This window comes from Methylobacterium mesophilicum (genome assembly GCF_036441335.1).
Lineage (GTDB): Bacteria > Pseudomonadota > Alphaproteobacteria > Rhizobiales > Beijerinckiaceae > Methylobacterium > Methylobacterium mesophilicum_B.
In genome coordinates this window covers 650,491-677,136 of the sequence record NZ_MLBW01000034.1, presented here as the reverse complement: position 1 = coordinate 677,136, position 26,646 = coordinate 650,491, and the positions used below count along the sequence as shown (strand labels likewise).

Annotated in this window: 19 protein-coding genes and 1 pseudogene; 10 read left to right on the top strand and 10 right to left on the bottom strand. The window is 70.1% G+C overall.

The features are described 5' to 3' along the window. Positions 1-42 precede the first annotated feature (42 nt). From MMR14E_RS23875 to MMR14E_RS23850, 6 genes are all read right to left on the bottom strand, one after another. A complete protein-coding gene (locus MMR14E_RS23875) occupies positions 43-207 on the bottom strand; it encodes a hypothetical protein (protein WP_331317718.1) in 165 nt (54 codons plus the stop codon). A gap of 231 nt (positions 208-438) precedes the next feature. Next, positions 439-2,076 carry an acyl-CoA synthetase gene (locus MMR14E_RS23870; RefSeq protein ID WP_331317716.1) on the bottom strand — a complete coding sequence of 546 codons (1,638 nt, stop codon included), beginning with the start codon at positions 2,074-2,076 and terminating at the stop codon, positions 439-441. After that, on the bottom strand, positions 2,076-3,110 hold the full coding sequence (locus MMR14E_RS23865) for a TRAP transporter substrate-binding protein (protein ID WP_331317714.1): 1,035 nt from the start codon (positions 3,108-3,110) through the stop codon (positions 2,076-2,078). The genes MMR14E_RS23870 and MMR14E_RS23865 overlap by 1 nt, the downstream gene beginning before the upstream one ends. Before the next feature lie 229 nt (positions 3,111-3,339). Beyond that, a complete protein-coding gene (locus MMR14E_RS23860; RefSeq protein WP_331317712.1) occupies positions 3,340-3,852 on the bottom strand; it encodes an ureidoglycolate lyase in 513 nt (170 codons plus the stop codon). After that, positions 3,849-4,688 carry a bifunctional allantoicase/(S)-ureidoglycine aminohydrolase gene (locus MMR14E_RS23855; protein WP_331317710.1) on the bottom strand — a complete coding sequence of 280 codons (840 nt, stop codon included), beginning with the start codon at positions 4,686-4,688 and terminating at the stop codon, positions 3,849-3,851. The genes MMR14E_RS23860 and MMR14E_RS23855 overlap by 4 nt, the downstream gene beginning before the upstream one ends. A 52-nt stretch (positions 4,689-4,740) precedes the next feature. Then, entirely contained in the window at positions 4,741-6,051 is a 1,311-nt protein-coding gene (locus tag MMR14E_RS23850) for a dicarboxylate/amino acid:cation symporter (protein WP_331317709.1), read from the bottom strand. A gap of 207 nt (positions 6,052-6,258) precedes the next feature. On the opposite strand from MMR14E_RS23850, the gene MMR14E_RS23845 reads away from it, so the two are divergent. Beyond that, positions 6,259-7,140, top strand: coding sequence for a LysR family transcriptional regulator (locus MMR14E_RS23845; RefSeq protein ID WP_331317707.1), 882 nt, complete (start codon positions 6,259-6,261; stop codon positions 7,138-7,140). 197 nt (positions 7,141-7,337) lie between these two features. Then, a complete protein-coding gene (locus MMR14E_RS23840) occupies positions 7,338-9,158 on the top strand; it encodes a thioesterase family protein (RefSeq protein ID WP_331317705.1) in 1,821 nt (606 codons plus the stop codon). A gap of 7 nt (positions 9,159-9,165) precedes the next feature. Here MMR14E_RS23840 and MMR14E_RS23835 read toward each other — a convergent pair whose 3' ends face one another. Then, a complete protein-coding gene (locus tag MMR14E_RS23835) occupies positions 9,166-11,499 on the bottom strand; it encodes a putative bifunctional diguanylate cyclase/phosphodiesterase (RefSeq protein WP_331317703.1) in 2,334 nt (777 codons plus the stop codon). 336 nt (positions 11,500-11,835) lie between these two features. Here MMR14E_RS23835 and MMR14E_RS23830 point away from each other — a divergent pair, with 336 nt between their 5' ends. Both MMR14E_RS23830 and MMR14E_RS23825 read left to right on the top strand, forming a co-directional pair. Then, a complete protein-coding gene (locus tag MMR14E_RS23830; RefSeq protein WP_331317702.1) occupies positions 11,836-13,818 on the top strand; it encodes a methyl-accepting chemotaxis protein in 1,983 nt (660 codons plus the stop codon). Continuing rightward, positions 13,819-14,118 (top strand): annotated as a pseudogene (locus MMR14E_RS23825) (hypothetical protein); the annotation flags it as partial. Between the two features lie 95 nt (positions 14,119-14,213). On the opposite strand, the gene MMR14E_RS23820 reads toward MMR14E_RS23825, so the two are convergent. After that, positions 14,214-14,486 (bottom strand): hypothetical protein, encoded by a 273-nt coding sequence (locus MMR14E_RS23820; protein ID WP_331317700.1) that lies wholly within the window; start codon positions 14,484-14,486, stop codon positions 14,214-14,216. Positions 14,487-14,571: 85 nt separating this feature from the next. After that, positions 14,572-15,645 (bottom strand): SGNH/GDSL hydrolase family protein, encoded by a 1,074-nt coding sequence (locus MMR14E_RS23815; protein ID WP_331317699.1) that lies wholly within the window; start codon positions 15,643-15,645, stop codon positions 14,572-14,574. 112 nt (positions 15,646-15,757) lie between these two features. On the opposite strand from MMR14E_RS23815, the gene MMR14E_RS23810 reads away from it, so the two are divergent. The 6 genes from MMR14E_RS23810 to MMR14E_RS23785 all read left to right on the top strand — a co-directional run bounded on the left by MMR14E_RS23810 (position 15,758) and on the right by MMR14E_RS23785 (position 25,202). Further along, positions 15,758-17,059 (top strand): lipase family protein, encoded by a 1,302-nt coding sequence (locus MMR14E_RS23810; protein WP_331317697.1) that lies wholly within the window; start codon positions 15,758-15,760, stop codon positions 17,057-17,059. Between the two features lie 145 nt (positions 17,060-17,204). Then, entirely contained in the window at positions 17,205-18,644 is a 1,440-nt protein-coding gene (locus MMR14E_RS23805; RefSeq protein ID WP_331317696.1) for a hypothetical protein, read from the top strand. 274 nt (positions 18,645-18,918) lie between these two features. Continuing rightward, on the top strand, positions 18,919-20,136 hold the full coding sequence (locus MMR14E_RS23800; protein ID WP_331317695.1) for a flagellin: 1,218 nt from the start codon (positions 18,919-18,921) through the stop codon (positions 20,134-20,136). 245 nt (positions 20,137-20,381) lie between these two features. Next, a complete protein-coding gene (locus MMR14E_RS23795) occupies positions 20,382-22,823 on the top strand; it encodes a PAS domain S-box protein (RefSeq protein WP_331317694.1) in 2,442 nt (813 codons plus the stop codon). Positions 22,824-23,080: 257 nt separating this feature from the next. Continuing rightward, a complete protein-coding gene (locus MMR14E_RS23790; protein WP_331317693.1) occupies positions 23,081-23,650 on the top strand; it encodes a hypothetical protein in 570 nt (189 codons plus the stop codon). 160 nt (positions 23,651-23,810) lie between these two features. Next, positions 23,811-25,202: a hypothetical protein gene (locus MMR14E_RS23785; RefSeq protein ID WP_331317692.1), complete on the top strand. Its 1,392-nt coding sequence runs from the start codon at positions 23,811-23,813 to the stop codon at positions 25,200-25,202. Positions 25,203-25,613: 411 nt separating this feature from the next. On the opposite strand, the gene MMR14E_RS23780 is transcribed toward MMR14E_RS23785, so the two are convergent. Beyond that, positions 25,614-26,645, bottom strand: a complete 1,032-nt coding sequence (locus MMR14E_RS23780; protein WP_331317691.1) for a hypothetical protein — start codon at positions 26,643-26,645, stop codon at positions 25,614-25,616. Between the last annotated feature and the right edge of the window lies 1 nt (position 26,646).

Sequence of the window (26,646 nt, the reverse complement as noted above, 5' to 3'; positions counted from 1 at the left end):
CGCAGGCCGTGTGCGCGCCTGCGCCGAGGCGTGCCGGGTGCCTCAGATCATGCCGGCGCCGCCAGTCCGGACGATCCGGTCACGCTGCTCGGCGTAGCGCCCGGCCGCGGCGCGGCGCATCGCGGTGCCGAAGCGCCCAGCGATCTGCGCGAGGAGCGGCGCGCCGTTCTCAGTGCGGAGCCCGACGAGGTTCGCGAGGGTTGTCATCGTGCCCGATCTCGGTCCGACACGGGCGGAACGCCCGACGTGTTGCACCGCAATATGGAGCGGTCCCCGGGAGTCCGTCAGGGGCTCCGCGCACGGGCTGTCATGCACTGAAAACATGCTGCCGGCAGGGGACGTTAACGACCAGCGGTCGCGAGGTCTCGACGTCCCACGACGAACGGGTGCGATGCGGTCGTCGCGGGACAGACGGCCCCGAGCGGAGCCAGACCGGGCTTACGAGTTCTTCGGCCGTGCCGAAGCGTCGAGCGGCAGATCGCCGCGCGCCTCAAGACCCTCGCGGATCGCGCGCTTCGTCACCTTGCCGTAGCCGGATTTCGGCAGCGCTTCCCAGAAGAACACGCGCCGGGGCAGCTTGTAGCGGGCGACGTCGGCCGACAGCCACGCGATCAGCGCTCCCTCCTCCACCGCCATCCCGGGACGCGCGACGCAGACCGCGACGCCGACCTCGCCCCAGGCCGGATCCGGGACGCCGAGGATCGCGGCCTCGGTGATCGCCGGATGGGTCAGGAGCTTCTCCTCGATCTCGCGCGGGTACACGTTCGATCCGCCGGAGATGTACATGTCCGAGGCACGGCCGGTGATGAACAGGAAACCTTCGGCGTCGAGATGGCCGAGATCGCCGGTCCGGAACCAGCCGTCGCGGAACGCCGCCGCGTTGGCCTCCGGGTTGTCGTAGTAGCCCGCGAAGACGGCTGGGCCGCAGACGCAGATCTCGCCCGTGGCACCGGGCAGGCGCGCGCGGCCCTCCGGGTCCTGGATCTGGACCTGCATGCCGGTACGCTCGAATCCGCAGGTGCCGACCTTGACGTCCGGCCCGTCCTCGGCCGCGTGCAGGCGGGGCGGCAGCACCGTGATGTTGCCGGTCACCTCGCCGAGACCGAAATACTGCACTAGCACCGGGCCCAGCACCCGCAGCGCGTGCTGCTGGTCGGCCCTATACATCGGCGCGCCCGCGTAGATGACGTGACGCAGGCTGGAATGATCGTGCGTCGCGACGGCGGGATGCTCGGTCAGCAGCTTCACGATCGTCGGAACGGTGAAGAGGTTCGTGACGCGCCACGCCTCGACGAGGGCCCAGACCTCCGCGGGATCCAGCCGCTCGCCGGCGGTCAGCACCGTCTTGGTGCAGGCCGCGACCTGCGCGAGCTGGTGAATACCGGCCCCGTGCGAGAGCGGCGCCACGACCAGGGACGCGTCGGCCTCCGTCGTGCCCGGCATCAGGTCGCAGAGATGGTTGGTGATGACGAAGGCCATCTGGCCGTGAGTCAGGACCGCCGCCTTCGGTCGGCCCGTCGTCCCCGAGGTGAAGAAGAACCAGCACGGATCATCGTGCTCGACATCCGCCACGGCCGCGGCCGCGCCCCGATGCTCGGCGACGAGCGCGTCGTAATCGGCGCCGAAATCCGCGCCGCCGATCGCGACGACGCGGTCCAGGTCGGGACACGCGTCGCGCACGGCGGCGGCGTGGTCCGGAAATCCCACGCCGCAGATCAGCGTGGAGGCGCCGCTGGCGCGCGCGAGATAGGCGATCTCCGCGGGCGTCTGCCGGAAATTGGCGGGCACCCAGACGGCCCCGAGGCGGAAGCAGACGAACATCGACTCGAACAGCTGATTGCTGTTGCGTGCCTGGACCAGGACGCGGTCGCCCTTGGCCACGCCGCGGGCCTTGAGCGCCGCCGCCATGGCGTCGACCCGGGCGTCGAGCTCGGCCCAGGTCCAGCGTCGGTCACCCCAGGCGAGCGCGACCGCGTCGGGGAACCGCCGCGCGGCCCGGTGCAGGAAGTGGGCGAGATTCATCACCCGCCGGGAGCACGGCGCGACCCCGCCGCGCGGCGCCCCCGCGGCGCTCATCAGGTGAGCTTCCCGCAGGCCTTCTCGAGCAGCGACCAGCCCTCGTCGCCGTACCGGCCCTTCCACTCGGCGTAGAAACCGGCTTTGCGCAGCTTGTCGCGGAAGGGCTCCGGGTCGGGCTTGTTGAACACCATGCCGTTCTTCGACAGGTCCGCCTGCAGGTTGGCGTTGAGCTGGGCGACGTCGGCCCGCTCCTTCATCCCGGCGGCGTTGATGTGGCGCGCCACCGTCTCGCGCAGGTCCGCCGGCAGGCGCTCCCAGGCGCGGCGGTTCGCCAGGAACCAGTAGCCGTCCCACATGTGGTTGGTGAGCGAGCAGTACTTCTGCACCTCGTAGAACTTCGTCGTGGAGATCACCGCCAGCGGATTCTCCTGGCCCTCGACGATCTTGGTCTGCAGGGCCGAGTAGGTCTCGTTCAGGTTGATCGACGCCGGGGCCGCGTCGAAGGCCTTGAACATCGAGGTCCAGAGCGGCGAGACCGGGACGCGGATCCGGAAACCCTTGAAGTCGTCGGGCGTGGCGATCGGCCGGGTCGACGAGGTGGTCTGGCGGTAGCCGTTGTCCCAGATCTTCTCCATGGCGACGAGGCCGGCCTTGGCGATCTGCTGGCGGACCCAGGCGCCGAGCTCGCCGTCCATGGCCGGCCAGACCGCGTCGTAGCTCGGGAAGGCGTAGCCGATGCCGTTGATCGACGCGTTCGGCACCAGCGTCGAGAGGATCAGCGGCGACATCGTGAAGAACTCGACGCTGCCCGAGCGCAGCTGGCTCAGCGTGTCGGTATCGGAGCCGAGTTGGCTCGTCGGGAAGATCTTGAGGTCGAACCGGCCGCCGGTCTCCGTGCGGAGCGCCTCCGCCATCTCGCGGGCGCGGATGTTCATCGGGTGCGTGTCGGGAAGGTTGTTGGCGTACTTGTAGGTGAACTCCGCCTTCTGCGCCCGCGCGACATGCGGTGCCGCCAGGGTGCCGGCGACGAGGGCCGTCGAGCCCGTCGCCAGGAAACGCCGGCGGGACAGGGGCGTGCGGTACAGGGACATGGCGGCCTTTCCGGTACGGGCGCGGGGCCCGGCGTTTCCTCGGGTCCGCGTTGGTGCGGACTCCTGATTGCGGCCTCGATAGCCGCTGACCGGTGCCAGTCAACGGGCTTTCGCGACCTCGCCCCCGGGAATGATTGCATCCGGCCGCCGCTGATACGGGGCGGCCGCGTCAGCCGCGGGCGCGCGAGACCGTGGACATGCGGCGACGGCGGGGGTGGCGCGGTCCGCGTCAGTCCCGGAGGGGCAGATGCACCGTCCAGGGCTCTGCGAAGGTGTGCTCCTCGAGGTTCACGCCGGGGCCGCCGCGATCGACCACGACGAAATCCTGCGGCCGACCGTAGGGCGTCAGCACCCCGTGCCACGTGTTGCGCGCGTAGCAGATTCCCTGTCCCGACGCCGTCACGAAGGCCTCGGGCGGGCCGGGACGGCCCTCGGCGTCCGGGCAGACCACCACCAGGAACGGCGCCGCGCTCAGCGGCAGGAACGCCTGCGCGCCCAGCGGGTGCCGCTCGACCAGGCCGAGCCGCAGCGGCATCGGGTAGGGCTGCGCCTCGACCAGCCCGATCACCACCCTAGACCCCTCGCCCACGACCTCGATCGCGGCGAGGTCGTGGAAGCGCCGCGCCATGCCGCCGTTCATCGAACGCGGCGCCACCGCGGCCGCGTCGATCACCGTGCCGAACGGCGCGAACGCCTCGGCCGTGAGCGGCCGGGCGACGATGTCGCGCACCTCGGCGCTCACAGGCCGAGCCCGCGCGGCGCCAGGGCCGGGTGGCGATTGACGTCCTTGTAGAGCAGGTATCGGAACGGGCCCGGGCCGCCCGCGTAGCAGGCCTGCGGGCAGAAGGCGCGCAGCCACATGAAATCGCCCGCCTCGACCTCGACCCAGTCACGGTTGAGCCGGTAGACGGCCTTGCCCTCCAGCACGAACAATCCGTGCTCCATGACGTGGGTCTCCTCGAACGGGATCGAGGCGCCCGGGCGCAGGCTGACGATGTTGACGTGCATGTCGTGGCGCAGGTCGTCGGAGGCGACGAAGCGGGTCGTCGCCCAGGCGCCGTCGGTGCCGACCATGCCGGCCGGCTCGACCGCCGATTCGTGGGTGACGAAGGACGTCGGCGCGTCCAGGCCGGCGGCGGGCTGGTAGGCCTTGCGGATCCAGTGGAAGCGCGCGGGCGCGTCGCCATCGTTGCGCAGGGCCCAGGACGCTCCGGGGGCGAGGTAGGCGTAGCTGCCCGCCCTTAGGGCGTGGCGCGCGCCCTCCAGGGTGAGGCTGGCCGCGCCGGCGACCACGAAGAGAACGCCCTGGGCCTGCGGCTCCGGCTCGGGGACTTGGCTGCCGCCGCCCGGGGCGACCTCCATGAGGTACTGAGCGAAGGTCTCGGCGAAGCCCGAGAGCGGCCGGGCCAGGATCCAGGCCTGGGTCCTGTCCCAGCCCGGCAGGAGGCTGGTGACGATGTCGCTCATCACGCCGTGGGGGATCACCGCGTAGGCCTCGGTGAACACCGCGCGGCCGGTCATCAGCCGCGTCTGGCCGGGCAGGCCGCCACAGGGTGGGTTGTAGGCTCCAGCGCTCATGGTCGGTCTCCGGAATGCGACTTCAAGCTGTAAACATCTGTCGGGGATCCCGTCACGCGGTGCGCGGCTCGGCGACGGGCGCCTCGAGGATCTCCGCCGTGTCGGTGGTGTCCTCGCCGTTCAGGACGCGGTTGGCCTGCGCCCGGTCGATGTCGCCCTCCCAGGCGGCGATGACGACGGTCGCGACGCAGTTGCCGATCAGGTTTCCGAGCGCGCGGGCGATGCCGACGAACCAGTCGACAGACAGGACGAGGACCAGCCCGATCACCGGGATCTCGGGCACCGCCGAGAGCGTCGCGGCGAGGACGACGATCGCCGAGCCGGGCACGCCGTGGGCGCCCTTGGAGGTCAGGAGCGCGATGCCGAGGATCAGCATCAGGTGGCCGAAGGACAGTTCGGTGTTGGTCGCCTGGGCGATGAACACGGTGGCGAGGGTCAGGTAGAGCGAGAAGGCGTCGAGATTGAAGGAGTAGCCGGTCGGGATCACGAGGCCGACGGTGGATTCCTTGATCCCGAGCCGCTCCATCTTGCGCATGACCTGCGGCAGGACGCAGTCCGAGGAGGCGGTGCCGGCCACGACGGTCAGTTCCTCGCGGAGATAGGCGAGCAGCTTGAAGATGCTGAAACCCGCGAGCCGCATGATCCCGCCGAGAACCACGACAACGAAGAGCGCGACGCCCGCGTAGAACAGCATCACCAGCATGCTGAGCTGCTTGAGGGATCCGACCCCGTACTTGCCCACCGTGAAGGCGACCGCACCCAGCACGCCGAGCGGCGCCAGCCGCACGATGAAGCCGATGATCCGGAACAGGACCTCGGTGATGCGCTCCAGGCTCTCGGCCAGCGGCTTGCCGCGCTCGCCGAGGAGCGAGAGCCCGGACCCGAACAAGATCGCGAGGAGCAGGACCTGAAGGATGTCGCCCTTTGCGAAGGCGTCGACGAAGGTCGTCGGCACCAGCTTCATCAGGAAGTCGACGGTGCTCGTCACCTGCCCGACACGGTCGGTGTAGCTGGAGAGCGACTTGGCATCCAGCGTCGCCAGGTCGACGTTCATGCCGTGACCGGGCGCGAAGACGTAGGCGAGGGCGAGGCCCAGCGCGAGCGCGATGGTCGTCACCACCTCGAAGTAGATGAGTGATTTGAGGCCGACCCGGCCGACCTTCCGGAGATCGCCGGCGCCGACGATGCCGTGCACGACGACGCCGAAGACCAGCGGCGCGACGACCATCTTGATGAGCTTGATGAAGACGTCGCCCAGCGGTTTCAGGGTGACGGCGAGATCGGGCCAGAGCCGCCCGAGGAGGATGCCGATCACGAGGGCGGCGACAACCTGCCCGAAGAGCGACCCGAACAAGCGCTTCATCGCAACCTCCCAGGAGGGGCATGCCCGGTTCCGCCGCGAGCGGCCCGCCTCTCACGGGCGGGTCCGATCGCACCAGATCGCCGAACGCGGCGGCATCGTGCGGTGCGATGCAGGGCCGGCCTTCCGAACGGCAAGATCGTGCCGGGCAATCTAGACGTCAAATATCTATTTCATTTAGATTGAAATGTCCGAAGTCTGAATCGCGTCATGGAACTGCGCCATCTCCGCTATTTCGTGGCCGTCGCGAAGCACCTGAGTTTCACCGCCGCCGCGGAGAGCCTCGGTGTCGCGCAGCCGCCGCTCAGCCAGCAGATCCGCGATCTGGAGGACGAGATCGGGACGGCGCTGTTCGAGCGGACGACCCGGCGCGTGGCGCTCACGCGGGCGGGCCACGACTTTCACATTCAGGCGATCACTCTCTTGGAGCGGGCCGCCGACGCCGTCGAGCGGGCGCGTGCGATCGGCGCGGGCACAGCCGGCATCATCAATGTCGGCCTGACGGGCTCGATGCTCGCCGGGCCGCTCGGTCACGCGATACGGACTTTCGCGGAGATCCACCCGGCGGTGGATCTCCGGATCCACGAGATGTCGCCGGATCGACAGATCGCGATGCTGAAGGCAGGCCAGACAGACGTGAGTTTCCTGCGCGCCCCGCCTCAGGACGCCGCGCTCGTCCGGGTCCGCGCGTGGAGCGAGACCGTCCGGGCCGTCTTGCCGAAGGGGCACCGTCTCGCGCGCGGTCGGCTCCGGCTCGCCGATATGCGCGACGAGCGGTTCGTGTTCTTGAGGATGTCCGACTCGTTGTTCGCGAAGTACCTCTGGGATTGCTGCGTCGAGGCCGGCTTCGCACCGACCATCACCCATCAAGCTGTCGAGGCGGCTTCGCTGACGAGCCTCGTCGCGTCCGGTCTGGGCATCGCCATCATCCCGGAATACGTCGCCCGGCTGGCGCACGCCGACGTAGTCTACAGACCCCTCGACGGACCCCGCATTCGCGCCGACGTCTTCGCGCTGTGGACGCCCGCGAAGGCTGCCGTGGTCGGCACCTTCGTCGATCTCGTCCGCGACAGTCAGAAGACCGCCGACTAGTTGGACCGTGCGGGCCTGCGCATCAACACGGGTGCCGAGAGGACGCGCGCGCTGCGCGGAGCGCCAGCCGCGGGCGCCCGGTCCGATGCTTTTCCGTTAATGGATATCTTATATCCGCTTTCTTTCGAACCAGCCATATTCCCGAAACGAATCTGATACGCTATTGCAGCTCTAGGTCTGGAGCGCTTGCAGCCACAATGCCTTCCCAGTTCATCCGCTCCGCGGCCTGGGCGCCCACGATTGCTTTGTCGTGGCTCTGGGGGCTCGGGTTTTTCTACGCGATCCATGTGACGCTCACCTACGGCTGGCTCGGGTTTCTTGCCTTTTCCCTGCCGAATGCCGCGGGTCTCGGCCTGTTTGGCTGGGTGCTCGGCGGGCCCCGCCGGAACCTCGACGCGATCGTGGCGGCGGTGCAGGGTCCCTACGCCCTCCTGTTCCTGGGCGCCCAGTTCTTCGCCGTCGCGATCACGGTCTTCGGCTTCGCGGCCTACGCGTGGCTCCCGCTCTTCGGCCACGCCGCCGCCGTCGGCGTGATCGCTCTGGTCCTGGTCGCCTGCTCGATCGGTCACGCGGTCCCGCTGCGCGGGATCCGGGTGATCCACGGCGGGGCGCTGGCGTTATGGCTCGCGGCGAGCGCGCTACTGCTCGGTGGCCTGTCTGTGCGGCAGGATGGCTGGGAGGTCCCGCTCCAGGCGTTCGACGAGCGCTTCTACGGCCTGGTGGTCCCCTCGCTGGTCGGCTTCCTGCTCGGTCCGTGGATGGACATCCAGCACTGGCAGCGCGCCGTCGAGATCCGGCGCACGGGCGGGTCGGTGCGCGCGGCCTACGTCACCGGCGCGCTCCTGTTCCTCGGCCTCCTGACGATCAACGCACTGCTCGCCGCGCGGGCGGGATTCGGCGCGCCGGTCGTCTCGTCGGACGGCCTGCCGGGCGCCTACGCGGCTTTGGCGCAGGCGGTCGGTCGCGACTCCGCTCCCGGCGTCACGGCGGCCTTCGTCATCTGGACGGCGATCGCCGCTGCGACCACGATCGACAGCTTCTACAGCGCCACGCGCTGGCTCGGGAACTCGGTCACGGCGCGCAGCAACTCGCCGCTTCTCGCCTTCGTTCCGGCCGGACTGGTGGCGTCGCCGGTCTGGATTCTCGCAGCCGCGCTCGCCACCGCGGCGGCGGCGGTCTGGGCGAACCTCTCGCTGCTCTACCTGATGATGCCCTTCGCGACGCTCCTCGTCGGGGCGGCGGCCTGCCTCGTCTGCGAGACGCTCGGCGCGACGCGCCGGTACGACCCGGTCCTCACGTCCATGATCGGCGCGACGGCGTGCCTGATCTTCGTCACGGGCTGGCTGGCACCGAGTTGGGCGCTTCTCGCGATCGCGCCGCTCATCGGCCTGATCGGTGCCCTCCCGATGATCGCGGAGATGACGGGCTGGCGCGCTCCTCCACCGGTCGCGGAGCTGATGCCGGCGGCTGAGCGCGTGCCGCGGCCGGCGCCCGTGCCGGTCCCCGTCGCGGCGGACCAGACGGACGCCGTGGCATCACACGGATTCGATGGGCACTGGTTCGTGCTGCGGCTGATCCCGACCTACGACGACACCAACTCGGTGGGAAACGTCTACTTCGCCAATTACGTCCGCTGGGTCGGCAAGGCGCGCGAGCTGTTCTTCAACATCTGCATGCCAAACTTCGACCTCAAAGCCACGGACTTCTACATCCTGACCAAATCCTTCCATCACGATTTCCGCCGGGAGGCGATGGAATTCGAGCCGGTCACCGTGCGCATCTCGATCGCGAGCCATAACCGGAAATTCGTGACCCTTGCGCACGAGATTCACAGCGAGGTCAACGGCCTGCTCGGGCGCGGGGAACAGTCGCTGATGTTCGTGGACACCGTCCACTACCGGCCCCTCGATATCCCGCGGACCATCATCGAGGGCTTCCTGCCATACTGGCCGAAGACCTCGCCGCACGCCGTCGAGGGCGAGGCCGGCCCGACCGGGGTGGCGCCCCTCGGCGTCTGACCGTGCCTCACGCCGCCCGGACCGCCGTCGGGAGGAGCTGGCGGCTGCGGGCGAGCGCCGCGGCCTGCTCGGCCGGAAGCGGCTTGCTGAACAGGTAGCCCTGGAACTCGTGGCAGCCCTGCTCGAGCAGGCAGGCGCGCTGCGCGTCCGTCTCGACGCCCTCCGCGGTGATTGTCATGTCGAGGCCCGTCGCCATGTCGATGATGGCGTTCACGATTGCCGCCGCGCTGCGCTCCTGCGGCAGGTCCCGGACGAAGCTCTGGTCGATCTTGATCTTGTCGAAGGCGATCCGGCGCAGGTAGCTCAAGCTCGAGTAGCCGGTTCCGAAATCGTCCAGGGACAGCCGCACGCCCATCTCGCGGAGCTTGGAGAGCGTGGCGTTGATCGCCGGCGTGGCCTCCAGGAACACCGATTCGGTCACCTCGAGTTCCAGGCGCGCGGCGGCCAGCCCGCTTGAGCGCAGGGCTGAGCGGACGAGCTGGGTCAGGTCCGAGTGCCGGAACTGCCGCGGAGACAGGTTGACGGCGATGCGAACATCCCCGGGCCAGCCGGCCGCGACCCGGCAGGCCTCGCGCAGGATCCATTCGCCCAGCGGTATGATCACCCCGGTCTCCTCGGCGAGGGGGATGAACTCGCCCGGCGAGACGAAGCCGCGCACCGGGTGCTTCCAGCGGATCAGCGCCTCGAATCCGCGCACGCGGCACTCCTTGGCCGCCACGATCGGCTGGAAGTAGAGGACGAACTCGTCCCGATCGAGCGCGCCCCGCAAGTCGGCCGTGAGGGCCCGCCGCGCCTCGATCCGCTCGTCCATCTCGGCTTCGTAGAAGCGGTAGCCGTTCCGGCCCTCGCTCTTCATGCGATAGAGCGCGAGGTCGGCCCGCCGCATGATTTCCTGGCACCCGTCCTGCGGGGCGATCGCGATCCCGATGCTGACGCTGACGGTCAGCCGGATGCCGTCGATGGTGAACGGCGACGCGAGTGCCTCGACGATGCCGTTCGCGAGGGCCTCGATCGCGTGCAGGTCCCGGGCGCTCCGGCCGGTGGCGAGGACCGCGAACTCGTCGCCCGCCAGACGGGCGAGCTGGACATCGGACGCCTCGAAGCTCCTGAGCCGCTCGGCGACCGATTTCAGGAGCCTGTCACCGGCCGCGTGGCCGAAGGTGTCGTTGACGCTCTTGAACTCGTCGAGGTCGAGGGCGAGCACGGCGAACCGGTCCCCCTGCGCGAGCCGTTCCCGCGCCGATTCCTGGAGCTGATGGAACAGGACGCGGTTGGGCAGATCGGTCAGGGAATCGTGGAGGGCGAGGTACGACAGCCGTTCCTCGGAGCGCCGCTTCTCGGTCACGTCGGAGCCGACGCCGCGATAACCCGAGAAGGTGCCGGCGCGGTTGAAGGTCGGCTTGCCGCTGAGGCACCATGTCCGCCGCTCGCCGGCGATGTCGAGTTGCAGGTGCAGGTTCCGGAAGGCGCGCCGCTCGGCGATGCAGCCCCACAGCGCGGTGCTCGAGTGGCTCCTGGGCGGCGCCACTGGCGGCAGCAGCAGCCGCTCCAGCGGCAGGCCCATCAGCTGGCGCTCGGAGGAGCCGGCCACCTCGATCAGGCGCGGCGAGACGTGCTGGAGGCGCAGGTCGGCATCGGTTTCCCACAGCCAGTCGCTGGCGCTCTCCTCGAACTCGTTGAGCAGGAGGTGGGTGAATTCCTGCTGCCGTTCCAGCTCGATCTGGGCAATGACCCGCATCGTCAGGAGTCGGCTGAGATGCAGGATCGTGAAGCAGATGAAGATCGCGTAGAAGAACAGCAGGACCGCGACGTAGATGTAGAACGGCTCCCCGGTCGTCGCGAGCGCGATGAACGAGCCGAGGATGATCAGGCCGGAATAGCCGATGGCGACGCGTGGCAGCACGGCCGCGCTCATGCCGGTCGCGATCAGGCCCGCGATGCTGGAGGCGATCAGCAGCCGCCCGTGCGCGTCGGCCCCGGCGAAGAGCATGACCGGAATCGAGGCCAGGAGGAATCCGTAGGCCTGCGCGGCGAGGACGACGCCCTGGACGAACGAGGACGGCACCTGGAGGGGTTTGGGTCGGGAGCGCCAGCGCCAGCACCGATGGAGGGAGACCACCGCCAGCGGCAGGACGAGCGCCTCGAGTCCGGCGAGATAGACGCGGTTCTCCGGGTTCCAGAACAGGTAGACGATCACCTGTACGACGCTGAGGCTCACGAGGATCGTGAAGGGAACCAGGCGGAGCGCGACGTCCAATTGCTCGACCCGGGCGCGCGCCCGAAGGTTCGCGTCGAGCGGATCCGCTTTGCGATCGGTATCGATCAGGAAAGAAATCAACATCGCGCGTGACGCAAACGCCCTCTGAGAAACCTTTACGATCGGGAACTGCGGCGATCGTTATTTAGATGCATGCACGATCACGGGCTTGCACAAGTACAAGTCGCTTGTCGGTTTACAATGCGTAAATATCGGACCTCGACCTGGCGTGCCGGATCGGCCGGAATGCCCAGGAAAGCGAGCCCGGTCCACAGGTAAGGGCTCCGCGCCGGTCGGTGATGGCGGGAGAGGCTCGGCCTGCCGGCTCGCGTCCGTCGGGCGGCGGCGCTATGAGGCGTGCGTGCCTCGGCCGCGGCCTAACCAGGGCCGTGCGGAGGTCCGACCAGGGTGAATCAGACCATGCCCCAAACGCTGGGACTCAACCGGATCTTGGGCGGCGCGATCGGCGTCATCGCCCTGGTGTCGGTCCTGAGCAGCGGCGCGGTCCTGATCACGGCCGATCAGCTGCGAGACGCGACCGATGCGCGGAGCCGGTCCAACCAGCTGGTTCGTGCCCTCGACGGGTTCCGCGCCGCCATGCTGAATCAGGAGACCGGACTGCGCGGCTACCTGATCACCGGCCGCGACGGCAGCCTGGAGCCCTACCGAACGGGCCGTCAGGCGCTGGACGAGGCGATCGACCGGCTCAGAACTCTGATCGGCCAGGATCCCGATCGGACACGCTTGCTGACCGAGGCCGTGACCGCGGCCCGCAGCTGGCAGACCGAGGTCGGCGAGGTCGCCGTGCGGATCGCGGCCGATCCGTCGAAGCGCGACGAGGCGGTCAACATCGAGGCGGACGGAAAGGGCAAGCGGCTGTTCGATACATTCCGCGAGAAGCTCGCGGCCATCGAGGGGCTCGAAGGCGCTGTGCGGGCCGCGCTGGCCGAGCGCGTCGCCCGGGGCGAGCGCAACGAGAGCCTCGCGCTGTGGGGCGGGACGCTGATCACGCTGCTGATCTGCCTGGGCATCGGGATCGCCATCAACCGCCTCATCGTCCGGCCACTCGTGCGGGTGATGGGCTTCGTGGGGCAGGTCGGCGCGGGCGACCTGTCGGGCACGCTGGATGTTCGCACCGGCGGCGAAGTCGGCCGTCTGAGCACGACTTTGAACACAATGGTGGCGGGTCTTTCGGACCTGGCGCGGACGAACCGCGCGGCGACGGCGGACCTGAACGCGGCCGCGGCCGAGATCCGGGCCTCGGCGCAGGAGCAGGCCGCCTCGGTCGAGCAGCAATTCGCTGCGGTGCAGGAGACGGCCGCCACGGTGGACGAGATCACCCACTCGGGGGCGCAGATCTCCAAGCGCGCCACCGAGGTGATCGCCACCGCCCAGGCGACCGCGCAGACCTCGCGAAGAAATTTCGCCCGGCGCGGGCAGGACCGGCTCGAGGTCTCGGCCCACAAGGGTGACCTGTCCGGTCAGCTGGCGGCGGGCGGGCGCGACGAGATCGGCCGTCTGAGCACGACTTTGAACACYATGGTGGCGGGTCTTTCGGACRTGGCGCGGACGAACCGCGCGGCGACGGCGGACCTGAACGCGGCCGCGGCCGAGATCCGGGCCTCGGCGCAGGAGCAGGCCGCCTCGGTCGAGCAGCAATTCGCRGCGGTGCAGGAGACGGCCGCCACGGTGGACGAGATCACCCACTCGGGGGCGCAGATCTCCAAGCGCGCCACCGAGGTGATCGCCACCGCCCAGGCGACCGCGCAGACCTCGCGCCAGGGTCTGCGCGCGGTGTCCGACACCGCCAAGGCCATGGACGCGATCCGCGAGCAGGCGGAGGCGGTGGCGGGCAACATCGTCAGCCTGTCGGAGAAGACCCAGACGATCGGCGACATCATCGAGACGGTCAACGACATCTCGGAGCGCACGCACCTGCTGGCGCTGAACGCGGCCATCGAGGCGGCCGCGGCCGGGGAGAGCGGGCGCAGCTTCTCGGTGGTGGCCTCGGAGATGAAGCTCCTGGCCGACCAGGCCAAGGCGGCGACCGGTCAGGTGCGGGGGATCCTGGGCGAGATCCAGCGGGGCATCAACACGTCGGTGATGCTGACCGAGGAGGCGGTCAAGCGCGCGGCGGCGGGCAAGACGCGCTCGGACACGACGCAGCGCACGATCGAGGAGATCACCGCGCGGGTGGAGGAGAACGTGCAGACGTTCCAGCAGATCGTGGCCTCGACCAACCAGCAGCAGCTGGGCATCGAGCAGGTGATGGGGGCGTTGCAGAACATCCGCCAGGCCAGCCAGCAGACGGCGGCCGGCACCCGGCAGGTCGAGGCCGCCTCCGCCAACCTCACCGAACTCGCCCAGGCCCTCATGGCCCTGGCCGAACGATACCGGCACTGAATGCTGACCGAGGAGGCGGTCAAGCGCGCGGCGGCGGGCAAGACGCGCTCGGACACGACGCAGCGCACGATCGAGGAGATCACCGCGCGGGTGGAGGAGAACGTGCAGACGTTCCAGCAGATCGTGGCCTCGACCAACCAGCAGCAGCTGGGCATCGAGCAGGTGATGGGGGCGTTGCAGAACATCCGCCAGGCCAGCCAGCAGACGGCGGCCGGCACCCGGCAGGTCGAGGCCGCCTCCGCCAACCTCACCGAACTCGCCCAGGCCCTCATGGCCCTGGCCGAACGATACCGGCACTGATCCGCCGCTTCGACCGCGTCCACGCGCCCGCGGCCCACCGTCAGGGCCCCATTCTCGGTGATCGGTCGGTGCCGATCGGCTGAGCCGGGACGCTGTCAGCCGCGATGAGACGGTCGATGCGGCGCCTTCCGCCGGGAGGCGGTCGCGGCGCGCGCGCGGGCCGCCCGGACGCGCACGATGTCGGCCATCCCGACCGGCCGCGGCGGCGCCTCGCCGGTGAACGGCATCCGGCTGCGGACATCGCCGTAATAGTCCGAGCCGCCCATCCCGAAACCGCCGGCGACGACAGGGCCGTCGAGGAGCGGCTCTCCGGCGGACGCTCCGGCGGTGGCGAGGACGAGGAGAGGAATGGCGAGAAGGAAGCGCATGATCGCATGCGTACACCGAGCTGCGTCAGCTGTACGACGATGGCGGTCACGATGGCGTGGGCGCGGCCGGCCGACAGCGCCGCCCTCAGACGTCCTGGTCCGGGTCGCGATAGCGCGTCGGATGCGTGCGCGCCTTCTCCCAGCCGGTTCGCCCCTGCACCAAACCGACCTCCAGGAAATGGACCAGCGGGTTGACGCCGGCGTCGCGGACATCCGGATTCGCGTCGAGGTAGCCGTCCGTGCTGAAATGCCCGCTCGGGTCGCGTCCCTCGCGCCAGCCGAGATCGAGATAGTGTCGTGCCGGACCGTGGGGATACTGGCACGTGTCGGCATACCAGCTGGTGTAATACTCCTCATCGAAGCCCGGAAGCGGGATCTCGAGGTAACGCTCGACACCGTACCGGTCACGGATATGGCCGGCGATGCGCGCGGCGACGGCCGCGTAATCCCGCAGATGCGTCCCGTCGACGAAGACGCCATCCTCGGCCAACCCGAAACGGGAGCCGCGCAGCGACGCGAACGGGTCGAAGAATGAGGCGCCGCGGCGTTCGCACATCTCGCGGAGAAGATCGGAATAGACCTCGACTGCCTCGGGGACGCGCTCGGAAGTCTTCGAGACCGGCGTCGGCGGCAGCGCCGAGACCAGCGTGTCGAGAGTCCAGGCCTGGAGGCGATCGACGATACGGTCCGCTTGGCTCGAGAAATCGTCGGTTGCCGCTCTCCCGAGCGCTGCCGGTGATCGGATATCGTTGGTCCCGATGATCAGGACCGCGAGGAACGCCGGCAGGGGCGCGGTCAGCAGGTCGAGGGCACGGCGATAGGAACGTGCCGTCGCTCCGGCGAGCCCGACATTCAGGACGGGACGGGACACGACCGGCCGCAGCATGTGAGCCGCGTGCGAGTCGCCGGCCAGGACGACGCAGCCGCTCGGCGCAGCGTCCAGGACGGCCTGGATGTGGCCGATCTTGTGACGTCGGAGGGCGCCGCCGCGAAGCGCCCTCACGGCCCCGGAAAAACTCGTACGAATCGTGATCACCGCCCCCGCGTGCCGCACCGTAGGAGGCTCAGTTTTCACAAGTCCAGTTCTTCCTGAGCACGCTGCCGCTTTTTGACGCCGTCGGTGTTGCCGGGTCACAGAGGCACGCGCGGCCCGGATCACGAATGCTGGCCAGCGGCGGAACCGATTTCGCCGGCGCGCTGTTGTGGAGCCCTCCGCGATGGTGCAATGGAGCCGCCCCTGCCGGCGCCGTCGACCGCCACGAATCCGTCTCGTGCTCTCGTCCCTGTTCAATCACATGGTCCGCGGCTACTTATCGTTCACGCCCTTCAAGTTGAGAGACCTTCATCCGGCGCCGGTTGCGCGGCGGCACGTCTTCTTCATCCACGGGTTCGACGCCCGCAGCGGCATCCGCTTTCCCGCCTTCTTCAAGCGCGAGCTCCACCGTCACACGACCCGGTTCGGGGCGATGCCGCGCGCGGTCTCCGAGATCCGGACCGACCCAGACGGGCTAAGCCGGAGCTGGACGGTCGGCGCGCCGGCCGACGGTGACGGCGCGGCCGTACGCTGCGAGACACTGGTCTGGAGCGATCTGATCCACGCGGATCTCGCACGCCCCGTGGCGCGCAAGCTCGCGCTGCTGGCACGCAGCGTCGCCTCGGGCCTCGCGCAGGGACTGTTCTTCAAGACGTCCCGGTTCGGATGGCCCTACACCCTGCTGAGCGCGTTCCCGTTCTTCGTCGCCTTCGTGGCCCCCGCCCTGCTGGTCGCTCTCGGCGCCGCGATCTTCGCCGCCGTCGGCCCGTCGGCGCCGTCGGAGACGGTCTGGGCGGCACTGCTTCTCGCCGCCGCCGCTGCCACGCTCCTGTACGGCGCCAAGAGGGTGCTGGGTCGCCTGTTCTTCTGGCACATCCTGAGCATCCGGATCTTCTTCTGGCAGCACGCGACCGGTCGGCGACCGGATTACGCGGAGCGGGTCGCCGCCTTCCGGGAGCGTGTTCTGGCCGAACTGGCACACTGGCGCGCCAACCCCGCGGACGCGCCGGACGAGGTCATGATCGTCGGCCATTCCCTCGGGGCCGCCATGGCGGTCGAGGTCGCCGCGCAGGTCCTCGCGCGCCTCGGGACCGACGATCGCGCGCATCCGCGGCTGTCCCTCGTCACGCTGGGTTCGGGTCTTCCCTTCGTCGCGCTCCAGCGCGATGCGCAGGCGCTGCGTGACGACATCGCGACGCTCGTCTTCAGCGACCGCATCGTCTGGTGCGACTATCAGGCCCCGCAAGACTGGCTCAACTGCTACGGATTCAACCCGATCTTCGATCTCGGCTTCGGACGACCGGCGTTCCTGGCCTGCAATCCGCTCATCCGCTCTGCCGGGGTCAAGGACCGTATACCCGAGGAGGACTACAAGCGTCTGCGCCTCAAACCCTTCCACATGCACTTCCAATTTCTGAAAGCCAATTTCAGGCCTGGCGAGTACGATTTCTTCGAGATGATCCTCGGCCGGCAGTCGCTGCTCGACCGCGCCCTGCGTCCGATCTGCCGGCGCCCCGCCCCGCCCGCGCCGGGCGCGTGAGCCTGTCCGGCGGCGGAAAGACGGTACGCGCGACCGCGCGGCTTCCCGGGATCGCGCCGCCGGATATCAGACGGCCACATTGCGGTCGTCAGCCTCGGCCGGAATGCCGCGGGGCGCCGTGCTCGGGCGCGGATCGGAGTGGGAGATGGGCGTGAACGTGTTGACGGGTGTGGTTTCGCCGAGGCTCGCCGCCGTCTCCGCGATGGTGGCAATGCTCGTCGCGCCGGCCGGAGGCGAGGCCGGCTGGAAGGGGCCGGAGGCGCAGCCGCTGTTCGTCAACGAGGCCAACCCGGCCGGCTACAACTACGCGCCGAGCGTCATCACCGAGAACGGGACGACCGACATCTGGTGGTGCGGCCAGGGCAAGACCGACGTCATCTTCCATCGCTCCTACACGCCGGAGAGCGGCTTCTCGCCGGCGCGGATCGTGTTCCAGCCGACGCCTGGCTCGTGGAATCGGCAGTACGTCTGCGATCCCAGCGTGATCCGGGGCCGCTTCGTCAATCCGGCGGACGGGCAGACCTACGCCTACGCGATGTACTATTCGGGCGCCGACAACCTGCCGGGCAACAACAACCAGACGGGCCTCGCCTTCTCGAACGACAGGGTGACGTGGGTCGACTACCCGGACCCGGTCATCAAGCCGATCAATCCCGTAGTCGCGCAGGGCAATTACGGCACCGGCCAGCCCGCGACCTTCTCGGACGGCCGGTCGGGCCTCTTCGTCGTCACGACGGATCTCACCGGCCCGCAGGGCGTGCGGGGTTTCGGGGATCTCTACGTCCGGCACACGGCAGACGGCGTGCATTTCGAGGCGCCGTTGCGCATTCCCAACCTCACCACGGACGGCACGACCATCAACCCGAACTCGGATTTCGCCTACGACCCGAAGGCCGGCGAGGTCTACGTCATCACCGGGCTGCCCGGACGCGCGTGCCAGCAGGTGGCCTGCAAGGATCCCGTGCGCAATCCGGATCGGGAAACCTACCAGATGGGGCTGTTCAAGATGCCGCTGAAGGCCCTCTTGAGCGGGGCACCGGCGGCCTGGACGCCCCTGGGCTACCTGAACTCCGACGTCACCGGCTTCTATCTGAACCACAGTCCCGGTTTCCAGCGCGACGGAGCGGGCTACCTGACGCCGTTCCTGCCGGACATCACGGTTTTCTTCTCGGGCGGCGACCCCTACCCCGGCACGTGGCGGATCGCCGAGGCGCGGCGGCCGAGCAAGGCCGACCGCCTTCCCCTGCAGCGCGCCCTCGGGCCCGGCGGACACTGGGTGACGACCGGCTATATCGGCCCGGGTTACACGATCGAGCGCAGCGTCGGCACCGTGCTGTCGCTCCCGGCGCCGGGCACCGCGATGCTGATGAGCTGCGCGGCTGGCCAGGACCACTTCCTCAGCCGGGACGCGCGGTGCGAGGGACAGACGCCCCTCGGGCAGACCGGATACGTCTACGCGGCGCACAGGCCGGGCAGCCACCCGATCTATCGCTGCATCGCCGGCGGGCGCGACCATTTCGTCTCGACCGCGCCGGACTGCGAGGGGCACACGTCCGAAGGGCTGCTCGGCTACGCGCTCGATTGAGCCAGCCGCGCGCGGCGCGACGGATCGGCCGGTTCGACGGAGCCGCGCGTTCGAAAACCGGCGCGTGCTGTGGTTCAAGGTCTTTTTGGCATCCCGGCCGGCCCGATCCGCACTCGGGCCGGCCGGGACAGGCTTCCGCGCGAGGCGCGTACATTTCCCGGTAAGGCTACCGATTCGCCGGAAATACTCGCGCAGTTAATTCGGACTTAACCCTAACCGGTATTCTTAGGCATCCCCGAGAATCGGGTTGCTCCGGTTGGAAAGATAGCGATCCATGTCCTCCATCACCCTGTCGGCCGCGACGCGCCAGAACCTGCTCTCGCTGCAGGACACCGCCCAGCTGATGGCGACCACCCAGAACCGGCTCGCGACCGGCAAGACGGTCAATTCCGCCCTCGACAACCCGACCAACTTCTTCACCTCCCAGGCCCTCGACGGCCGCTCCTCGAGCCTGAACACCCTCCTCGACGGCATCTCCAACGGCATCCAGTCGATCCAGGCCGCCAACCAGGGCATCACCTCGATCCAGAAGCTCGTGGATCAGGCGAAATCGATCGCCAACCAGGCGCTCTCGACCCAGCTCTCCACCACGGGCACCGCCGCCAACGCCTACAGCGCCAGCACCGCCTCCCAGACGGTCCTGCTGACCATCAACGGTAGCTCGGTCTCCGCCACGATCGCCGGCTCCTCGAGCGTCAACGCGACGGTCGCCGCCCTCAACGCCGCGGTCAGCTCGGCCTCGACCTCGTCCAGCGGCGCCTTCGGCGCCGGCGCGATCTTCTCGGTCGACAGCACCGGCACCAAGATCGTCCTGAACGCCCAGGCCGACGTCGAATTCCAGAACTCCGGCAGCCAGACGACGCTGGGCTTCACCGCCTCGGGCACCACCGCCTCGACCTACGGCACCGCCGCCAGCACCGTCGTGTCCAGCGACCTGTCGATCTCGGGCACGGCCCAGCGCGCCTCGCTGGCGAACCAGTACAACAACCTGCTCAACCAGATCACCCAGCTCGCCAGCGACGCCAGCTACAACGGCGTCAACCTCATTGCCGGCAAGGGCAATGACATGAACATCAAGTTCAACGACACCGGCAGTTCGAACCTCAACGTCGCCTCGGTCGACGCGACCTCGAACGGCCTGGGCCTGTCGTCGATCACCAACTCGAACAGCTCGACCAGCCAGAACGGCCTCGGCAACTTCCTGCTGAACGCGGACGTCAACAAGACCCTGGCGACCCTGACCACGGCGGGCGCGACCCTGAACTCCGCGGCGAGCACGCTGGGCTCGAACCTGTCGGTGGTTCAGAACCGTCAGGACTTCTCCAAGCAGCTGATCAACGTGCTGCAGACCGGCTCGGCCAACCTGACCAACGCCGATCTGAACCAGGAGGCGGCGAACTCGCAGGCGCTGTCGACCCGCCAGTCGATGGGCATCTCGGCCCTGTCGCTGGCCAACTCCGCCCAGCAGGGCGTCCTCCAGCTCCTGCGCTGAGTCTCGGCCCCGAGATCGAGGCGGCGGCCGGGGCGAGGCTCCGGCCGTCCGCGTTCGCGGGGCCCACGATCCGACCCTTCCTGACCCCGCTCTAGGATACCCGCCGCGGCCCTGCGGGTCATCGAGGCTTCCGATTGGCCGGGCGACGACGGGCGCCCCCGCCGGGACCAGAAGTCACAGGTCCGTCCCGCATCCGTGTGCCGGTCACCGTTTGACGCGGCGGCGGCTCCGGATAAGAGCGGGCCATGAGCATCGAAGATCTTCGGGGGGAGGTCGAGCGGCTTCGTCGGCGCGAGCGCGCGCTGGTGGAAGAGAACGCGCGCCTGCGCGCGTCGCAGCCTCCGCTCGCCGCCCCGACCACGACGCTGGCCGGTGTCGGCACAGCCCGCTCCGACCTGCTGTTCACCGCCGCCGACAAGACCCGGATGGCGATGATCGTCACCGATCCGAACCTGCCCGACAACCCGATCGTCTTCGCCAACCGCGCCTTCCTGCAACTCTCCGGCTACGCGGCGGAGGAGCTGATCGGGCGCAACTGCCGCTTCCTCCAGGGGCCGGCGACCGACCCGGCCGACATCGCCCGCATCCGCGCCGCCATCGCCGCGCGGCGCGACGTCGTGGTGGAGCTGCTGAACTACCGGCGCGACGGCAGCACCTTCGTCAACGAGCTCTACATCAGCCCCGTCTTCGGTCCCCACGGCGAGTTGCTGTTCTTCTTCGGCAGCCAGCTCGACCTCACGCGCTTCCGGCAGCGCGAGGCGCCGACCATCGACGAGGCCGCCTCCTCCCGCACTCCGCCGGCGGACGACGCAGTCGGTTTCTGCATCGTCGAGCCGCGCTCCGACGCCGAAGACCGGATCGGCGATTACCGCGTCGTCGAGGTCAACGCCGCCTTCGAGAACCAGTCGGGCCTCACCGCCGCACAGGGGCGATGGCTGAGCGAGGCCGCGCCGGACCGCGCCGGGCACTGGCTCGCTATCATCGACGGCGTGGCGCGATCCGGGCGCCCCGCCCGGTTCAGGGGCGCGCTGTCGCGGACCGGACCCGTCCGCGAGATCCACGCGATCCGGATCGGCACCGGGCCGCAGAACCGCGTCGCGATCCTCGTCGAGGATCCGGCGGCCAGGCAGGCCGACGAGGCGCGGCGGGAGGCCGGCAATCGCGACCGGCGGATCGAGCACGACCTCGTGTGGCGGACGAGCCGCGATCTCCTCGTCGTCTGCGCCCTCGACGGGACCTGCCAGGCGGTCAACCCGGCGTGGACGGAGCTGCTCGGCTGGCCGGCCGGCAGCCTGGTCGGCATCCGGATCGACACCTTGATCCATCCGGATGACGGCGAGACGGCGGCCGGCGCGTTCGAGACGCTGCGGACAGGCCACACGCTGTCCGACCTCGATATCCGGTTCAGGAGCGCCGACGGCGCGTACCGCTGGATCTCCTGGAACGCCATCGCGCGCGGGGACCGGTTCCACGCGACCGGGCGCGACGTCACGGAGCGCCGGACCCTCGAGGAGCAGCTGCGCCAGTCGCAGAAGATGGAGGCGGTCGGTCAGCTGACCGGCGGCGTGGCCCATGACTTCAACAACCTGCTGACCGTCATCAAATCGTCGACCGACCTGCTGAAGCGACCGGGCCTGAGCGAGGACCGACGGGGCCGCTACGTCGACGCCATCTCCGACACCGTCGACCGGGCCGCCAAGCTGACCAGCCAGTTGCTGGCATTCGCGCGCCGGCAGGCGCTCCGGCCGGCGATCTTCGACGTGGTCCAGTCGGTGGCCGCCATCGCCGACATGGTCGGCACGCTGACCGGCGCGCGCATCCACGTCGCGACCGATACGGATACCGGCACGGATGCGGGCGGACGGACGCTGCGCTGCCACGTCGATGCCGATCCGAGTCAGTTCGACACGGCCCTGGTGAACCTCGTGGTGAACGCCCGCGACGCCATGCAGGGCGAGGGGCGCATGCTGATCAAGGTGCGGCGCGCGGACCGCATCCCGGCGCTGCGGGCGCACCCGGCCGTGCCGGGGGATTTCGTGGCCGTCTCGGTCTCCGACACCGGGTCGGGCATCGAGGCGGACCTGCTCGAACGCATCTTCGAGCCCTTCTTCACGACGAAGGGTGTCGGACACGGGACCGGGCTCGGTCTCAGCCAAGTGTTCGGCTTCGCCAAGCAGTCGGGCGGCGACGTCGCGGTCGACAGCGCCGTCGGCGTCGGGACCACCTTCACCCTCTTCCTGCCGCGGGCGCCGGAGGCGGAGGTTCCGAGCGGCGCACCGGACGAGCCGGAGCCGCTGGCCGAGGGCCACGGCACGCCGGTCCTCGTGGTCGAGGACAACGAGGAGGTCGGCGCCTTCGCCCGGCAAGCCCTCGTGGAGCTCGGCTACGACGCTGTCTGGGTGAAGGACGCGCGCGCGGCGCTCGCCACGATCGAGGCGAACAGCCACGCGATCGAGGTCGTCTTCTCCGACGTGGTGATGCCCGGCATGAACGGCGTCGATCTGGCGCGCGAGATCAGGCGCCGCCGCCCCTATCTGCCCGTGGTACTGACCTCCGGCTACAGTCACGTGCTGGCTTCGGAAGGCACGCACGGCTTCGAGCTCCTGCACAAACCCTACTCGGTGGCCGACCTCAGCCGGGCCCTGCGCAAGGCGTTGCGGGAACGGTCGGCGCTGACCTTCGGCTGACGCGACTGCATCCGACCGGGCCGACGCGCGTTACGTCGGCGAACGCCCGCAGGATCGGACAGGACACCACGCCATGTCATCGGACACGCCGCGTCCCGGCGACGACCCGCTGCCCCCCATCGACGATCCGCTGCCGGAGCCCGCACCGCCCGACGGCGACCCGCCGGCCGAGCCGCCCNCGGGCGGCCGGCAGCGCCTGTGCCGGAGCCGTAACTGCCCGCGGCCGCTTCCGCACCGACCGCGACCGGCAATCCTGGATGGAGCTCGAATTCCAGCGCGACGGCGCTGTGCTGGCGCCGACGGGGCGCCGCCGCATCGCCACCGAGGGGCTGGGCTGCGATCCCGTCCCCCGCCCCTTCCTCGACCACCTCGCCGCCACGGCGCGCACGGATGCCGGCCGCCTCTCGGTGGCGGCCGCCGCCACGCCGTTCGTGGCCGGCCAGCGCGTGGAGTTGCGCATCGAGTCCCGCGTCGCGCAGAACCTGTACTGCTGGGTGGTCGCGGCCGATGAGACCGCCTTCGTCGCCCTGCCGGTGCGCGACAACGCCGCCTCGCAACGCGCCCTCGGAGCGGGCGACTCGCGACGCTATCCGCGGGGCTACGGCCTCGACGAGATCGTGGCGGGAGAGCCTTTCGAGAATCTGTTCGCCTGCTTCGGCGTGCCGGGCGGCCTGCCGCCGGATCTCGCCGCGCGGTGGCTGGCGGCGGCGCCGGGCGCGGACCGCGAGGCGCACCTCCTGCAGCCCCCGGACGTCCTTGACCTCCTCGACCGGATCCGGGCGACCCCCGGGGTCACCGAGGCCACCGCGCGCATCGTGGTCCGCTGAGGCGGAGCGCGATCGAACGGAACGGCGTCTGGGTCGCCCAGGTCAGCCGGGTGGCGCCCGGATGGCCGCCGGAGGTCGACGGATGGCCGGTCGCGAGGTAACCATAAGGCGAATCGAACGATCACAATGGGTTGCGTCGCGGCCCGCGACTGGGAGGCGCATGACGGGCGGATACGATGAGCGCTGCGCGGCCGATCTCGCCAATGTCGGCGACGGCCGCGATCTCTCCCGCGCCGACCGTGCCTGGCTCGCCCGCGTGGTCACGGGCGCCGTGCGCCCGAACCGCGACAAGCCCCTGTGGGACCTGGCCCACGCCCTCGCGGCCCTGTCCGAGGCGGCCGGTGCCCGCGACGGGCGCGATCTGATCACCCTCGCGCTCGATCCGGGCCTCGCGCATCCGGCCGCCCTCGCGGCGCGCTTCGACGGTGGCCCGGCCGTCGACAACCGCGGCCCCGTGCTCGGCGCCGTCTGGTCCACCGGGTGGGCCGGGCTGGCCCGGCTCCTCGCGCTGGCCGAATTCGTGCTCACCGCCGAGGATCTCGCGCAGTTCGCCACCGTCGCGCGCTGGCTCGACGACCTCGTCGCCGCGCCCGATCCGGAGAGCGCGGCCATCCTGGCCAAGCGCCTGGCCCGCCACCTCGCCGCCTACCGGAACGCCCACCTTCCGCTGGCACCGCTGGAGCGGCGGTTCCGGGCGCTGCTGATCTGCCTGGGCGGCCGCCGGCCCGTCGCGGACGAGGACATCCTCGATTTCTGGCGCGCCGAGATGGCGACGGGCGAGCGGCCGGGCTTCCGCACGGTCGCGGAGCATTTCGTGACCTTCGAGGCGGCCGGCCACCTTCTCGACGGACTCGAGGCCCTCGCGGCGCCGGCCGCGCTCGATGCCCACGAGGGCTGGGACGAGAGGCTCGACGCGGCCCTGGGCGATCTCGCGGCGGCCGAGCCCGCCGCGGCGCTGGCCTCTCTCGTGGCTGACTGGCCGGAGGCCCCCAAGATCCTCACCGGCGCCGAGCGCGAGGATCTGGCCGACTTCCTGCGCCTCGAGCCCTACCACCGCACCCGCCCGCTGACGACGCTCCGGGCCGTGAGCTTCGGCCGGGTGCAGTCGGGCATCGCCAACCGTCTCCGGCGCGGCGGCGGCGGCGCCGACATCGCCGAGCGCGCGACCTGTCTGGAGGCCGAGAGCTACACCGAACTCCGGACGCGCGCGGGATCGCTCGCGGCCCATCTCGGCCGGATGCTGCGCATCGCGGCGGCCCTCCGGATCGCCGATCGCGACGCGCTGCCCGAAACGGTGCGGGCAGCGCTGGAGGCCGCCGAGGCCGACCTGCGCCGGGTGCGCCGCGCCGGATTCGACGATCGGACCGGCCTCTCGGCCGGGTTCGCGGCCGCCGAACCGGCGCTGCTGCGCCTCGCCGAGGCGGCGGCCGACCTGGAGCGGTCGCTCGATGGCCTCGCCCGGCACCGGCCGCTGGACGCGCTGTTCCCGGCGGATCGGGACGTCTTCGCGGTCGCGTTCGCGGCGGCCTATGCCGGGGAGGCCGCGGCGTGAGCGACGCGGCGCGCCTCCTCGCCGAGATCCACGCGGCCCGCGCCCTCGTGCGCGACGCGAAGGCGACTGCCAGGCCTGACCACGCCGGGCTCTGGGCCCACGCGACCCGGGCGCCCGACGGATCGGTCGACCTCGCGACCGTGCGGGCGATCCGCNGTCACGACCGGGCCGCCCGGCCCCATCGAAGCGCGGTGAGACTGGGCGCGCGACGCCGCAGTTCCGCGGGCCGCACCGCCCCTCGATGCGGCGGGTCGCGGATCAGGAGGTCGGCGGCTCTTGGTGGCGTCCATCTGGTTCGCGGACGCGCCGCGATCGATCACCGCCGCGAGCCCCGCGGTCGGGACGAGGCGCCGGGGCAGCGATGAGGGCGTGGCGCAGCATGAGCGGACGAGTGGGCAAGCGAGCGGCCGATCATGGCTCGTCCGACGCCGCGAGGTCCCGGAAGCCGAAATAGCCGCGGTCGGCGTCGTAGAGGACGTCGTAGCCGTTCAGGACGCGCAGGCCGGTATTGACGAAGGGCTGCGGGCGCGTCGTGTTGAGGATGATGCGCTCGGGCGCGAGCGGCGCGGCGCGGTCGCCGACCGTGATCGCGTAGCCGGCCGCGTCGCCGAACCGGAAGCTCAGGCGTGTTCCGGGGCGGAGGGCGGCGTGATCGCCCGCGCCGGCCCGGAGGCTGTCGGCGACCTGCGCGGGCGGCAGCGTGAGGAACATGCCGGTGACGCCGGTGTCGAGGAGCGCCCGGCCGCAGGCGGCGGGCGCACGGCCGTCGACGGTGATGCAGGCGGGAACGCCGAGCCAGTCTCCCGGCACGCGCGGATGCGGATCGAGCTTCACGAAGCGGTACCGGCCGCGGGTGTTGGCGCGCGTCAGGCCGACATGCACGCCCTGCCGGGTCAGCACGTAGCCGCGGTGCACGGCACCGGATCCGGGCGGGTCGGCGTTGAGCAGCGGATTGGTGTCGGGCGTGCTCTGGGTCTGGCTATCGTCCTCGCGGCCGAACCCGATCCCCATCATGGCCACGTGGGCCGGCGCCTCCTGGGGCGTGCAGCGGCGGGCGCGCGCGGTGCAGTCGATCCGGTCCACGGCGAGAACACGGATCGGTTGCGTGATTACGCTCGCGCCGTCGCGGCCGAAGACGGTCACCGGCACGCGCACCCAGCGTCCGACCATGATCCGGCCGGAACTCGAGTAGGTCAGGCGACCGGGCTCGCCGGGCAGGCTCGCGTTGCCCGGGATCCGGCTCGCCGAAACCACGATCCCGGTTGAGCCGGTATCCACGAGCACCGGACGCGCCGCGCCACCGAACGACAGTCCGAGGCGCGGCGATCTCGTGAGGGTATCACCCGGCTGCGGGGCATTGAGGAAGGCCAGGAAGATGCCGCGTCGGTCGTCCGCGTAGCTCGGCCCATCGAGCGCTCGCGCCGACAGGGCCGGGACGAGCATC

What these genes read in the sequence shown, in the direction of transcription:
- MMR14E_RS23780 (WP_331317691.1), bottom strand. Translation starts at nt 26,645, where the DNA reads ATGCTCGTCCCGGCCCTGTCGGCGCGAGCGCTCGATGGGCCGAGCTAC.
- MMR14E_RS23795 (WP_331317694.1), top strand. Translation starts at nt 20,382, where the DNA reads ATGAGCATCGAAGATCTTCGGGGGGAGGTCGAGCGGCTTCGTCGGCGC.
- MMR14E_RS23820 (WP_331317700.1), bottom strand. Translation starts at nt 14,486, where the DNA reads ATGCGCTTCCTTCTCGCCATTCCTCTCCTCGTCCTCGCCACCGCCGGA.
- MMR14E_RS23805 (WP_331317696.1), top strand. Translation starts at nt 17,205, where the DNA reads ATGGGCGTGAACGTGTTGACGGGTGTGGTTTCGCCGAGGCTCGCCGCC.
- MMR14E_RS23870 (WP_331317716.1), bottom strand. Translation starts at nt 2,076, where the DNA reads ATGAGCGCCGCGGGGGCGCCGCGCGGCGGGGTCGCGCCGTGCTCCCGG.
- MMR14E_RS23855 (WP_331317710.1), bottom strand. Translation starts at nt 4,688, where the DNA reads ATGAGCGCTGGAGCCTACAACCCACCCTGTGGCGGCCTGCCCGGCCAG.
- MMR14E_RS23865 (WP_331317714.1), bottom strand. Translation starts at nt 3,110, where the DNA reads ATGTCCCTGTACCGCACGCCCCTGTCCCGCCGGCGTTTCCTGGCGACG.
- MMR14E_RS23790 (WP_331317693.1), top strand. Translation starts at nt 23,081, where the DNA reads ATGGAGCTCGAATTCCAGCGCGACGGCGCTGTGCTGGCGCCGACGGGG.
- MMR14E_RS23785 (WP_331317692.1), top strand. Translation starts at nt 23,811, where the DNA reads ATGACGGGCGGATACGATGAGCGCTGCGCGGCCGATCTCGCCAATGTC.
- MMR14E_RS23875 (WP_331317718.1), bottom strand. Translation starts at nt 207, where the DNA reads ATGACAACCCTCGCGAACCTCGTCGGGCTCCGCACTGAGAACGGCGCG.
- MMR14E_RS23850 (WP_331317709.1), bottom strand. Translation starts at nt 6,051, where the DNA reads ATGAAGCGCTTGTTCGGGTCGCTCTTCGGGCAGGTTGTCGCCGCCCTC.
- MMR14E_RS23835 (WP_331317703.1), bottom strand. Translation starts at nt 11,499, where the DNA reads ATGTTGATTTCTTTCCTGATCGATACCGATCGCAAAGCGGATCCGCTC.
- MMR14E_RS23845 (WP_331317707.1), top strand. Translation starts at nt 6,259, where the DNA reads ATGGAACTGCGCCATCTCCGCTATTTCGTGGCCGTCGCGAAGCACCTG.
- MMR14E_RS23800 (WP_331317695.1), top strand. Translation starts at nt 18,919, where the DNA reads ATGTCCTCCATCACCCTGTCGGCCGCGACGCGCCAGAACCTGCTCTCG.
- MMR14E_RS23840 (WP_331317705.1), top strand. Translation starts at nt 7,338, where the DNA reads ATGCCTTCCCAGTTCATCCGCTCCGCGGCCTGGGCGCCCACGATTGCT.